The organism is Sphingomonas sp. (assembly GCF_031380695.1).
Taxonomy (GTDB): Bacteria; Pseudomonadota; Alphaproteobacteria; order Sphingomonadales; family Sphingomonadaceae; genus Sphingomicrobium.
Genome location: NZ_JANMWY010000158.1, coordinates 1 through 2,394 on the forward strand (window position 1 = coordinate 1; position 2,394 = coordinate 2,394).

The following is a 2,394-nucleotide window of genomic DNA, read 5'->3' on the forward strand; positions in this document are numbered from 1 at the left end:
CGCTGATGGCCGGGCTCGACGAGGGCACGGTCGACTTCAAGCCGACCTATAATGGCGAGGAAGAAGAGCCCGAGGTGATGCCCGGGCTGTTCCCCAATTTGCTCGCCAATGGGTCGAGCGGGATCGCGGTGGGGATGGCGACGTCGATCCCGCCGCACAATGTCAGCGAGCTGATCGACGCCGCGATCCACCTGGTCGACAATCCGCTGGCCGAGGACCGGGCGCTGATGGACTTTGTCCACGGGCCGGATTTCCCGACCGGGGGCGTGCTGGTCGACGGGCCGGAGTCGATCGCGCTGGCGTATCGGACGGGGCGGGGGTCGTTCCGGCTGCGGGCGAATATCGAGGTGGTGCGCGAGAAAGGCGGGGGGTGGCATTTGCTGGTCCACGAGATTCCGTATGGCGTGCAGAAGGGCAAGCTGATCGAGGCGATCGCCGGGCTGATCGCCGACAAGAAGCTGCCCATTTTGGCCGACGTGCGCGACGAGAGCGACGAGACATTGCGCGTGGTGCTGGAGCCCCGATCGCGGACGGTCGATCCCGAGCTGTTGCTGACCAGCCTGTACCGGCTGAGCGAGCTGGAGGTGCGGTTCCCGCTCAACCTCAACGTGCTCGACAAGACGCGGACGCCGGGCGTGATGAGCCTGAAGCAGGCGCTGACGGCGTGGCTGGCGCACCAGATCGAGGTGATGGTGCGGCGGGCGACGGTCAGGATCGGCAAGATCGACGACCGGCTGGAGCTGCTCGACGGATTTTTGATCGCGTTCCTCAATTTGGACCGGGTGATCGAGATCATCCGCACCGAGGACGAGCCCAAGCCGGTGATGATCGCCGAGTTCCGCCTTACCGACCGCCAGGCCGAGGCGATCCTCGACATGCGGCTGCGGCGGTTGCGCAAGCTCGAGGAGATGGAGATTTCGCGCGAGCGCCACGCGCTGGCGAAGGAACGCGAGGGGCTGGCGGCGCTGATCGACAGCCCGCTCAAGCAGCGCAACAAGCTCAAGAAGGACCTGGCCGGGGTCAAGGACAAATATGGCGACGCGCGGCGGACGCGGATCGAGGAGGTCGCGGCGGGGGCGGGCAAGGAGCTCGACTGGTCGGCGATGATCGAGAAGGAGCCGATCACGGTGATGCTGTCGCAGCGCGGATGGGTGCGGGCGATGAAGGGCCATGTCGCGCTGGCCGAGCTGGCCGAGCAGAAATGGCGCGAGGGCGACGGGCCGCGGTTCGCCTTCCATGCGCAGACGACCGACCGGCTGCTGCTGCTGGGCGAGGACGGGCGGGCCTATACGCTGAGCGGCGATCGCTTGCCCGGCGGGCGCGGGTTCGGCGAACCGGTGCGGCTGACCGTCGACCTGCCGGCCGAAGTCGAGATAGCGGCGTTCATGGTGGTGCGCGCGGGGATGAAATTGCTGGTCGCATCGTCTGACGGGCGCGGGTTCGTGACGACCGGGGAGGCGGTGCTGGCCGAGACGCGCAAGGGCAAGCAGCTGGTCAACCTGCGCCCCGCGGCGAAGGTGGCGGTGTTGCGGGTGGTGCCGGAGGGGGCGGATTCGGTGGTGGTGATCGGCGAGAGCCGCAAGATGCTGCTGTTCCCGCTAAGCGAGCTGCCCGAGATGGGGCGCGGGGCCGGGGTGCAATTGCAACGCTATCGCGACGGCGGGCTGGGCGATGTGATGGCGCTGAAGATGGCCGACGGGCTGAGCTGGCCGCAGGGCGGGGATAGCGGGCGCGTGCGGACCGAGGGAGATCTGACCCCATGGCGGGCAGTGCGCGGGGCCGGCGGGCGGATGGCGCCGGTTGGGTTCCCGCGGAATGGGAAGTTTGGGGGGTGAGCATCGACGATCTGATCGCGAAATGGCTCGGCAAGGAAGGCGGGGCCGAACGCGCCAATTACCAGATGTTTCTCACCGAACTGACGCAGGCGCTCGGCCTGCCGACGCCCGACCCGAAGGGCAGCGGACTAGGTGAGTATCAATTCGAAGCGCCGGTGAAGTCGCAGGCCGCGCTCGGCACCAAAGGGACCGGCCGGATCGATCTCTACAAGCGCGATCACTTCATCCTGGAAGCAAAGCAGAGCCAGGTGAAGGCTGGCGAAGCGCTGCCCGACGATCCGGGCGAGCCGCCGCCTGTGCCAATCCACGACCTGTTCGGAAATCCGGTCGGTTTCGAGACGCGATCGAAGATCCTGCCGCGCTATGACAAGTTGATGGCCGACGCCCGGATTCAGGCGGAGCGCTATGCGCTGGCCCTGCCGTCTGACCATCGCGCGCCTCCGTTCCAGATCGTTGCCGACCTCGGACGCAGTTTCGAGCTCTACTTCGACTGGTCCGGCAACGGGCGCTGGTTTGCGCCTTTTCCCAATGAGCGCAGCTATCGCATCGGTCTTGGCGA

2 protein-coding genes are annotated in these 2,394 nt (G+C 67.1%); both read left to right on the forward strand.

What is annotated here, in order from left to right:
• Positions 1-1,835 (forward strand): DNA topoisomerase IV subunit A (locus RMN84_RS05945; RefSeq protein ID WP_309611274.1); only part of this gene is annotated, 1,835 nt, incomplete at its 5' end.
• On the forward strand, positions 1,832-2,394 hold a 563-nt coding region (locus tag RMN84_RS05950; protein ID WP_405051448.1), incomplete at its 3' end, for a type IIL restriction-modification enzyme MmeI. The genes RMN84_RS05945 and RMN84_RS05950, both read left to right, overlap by 4 nt.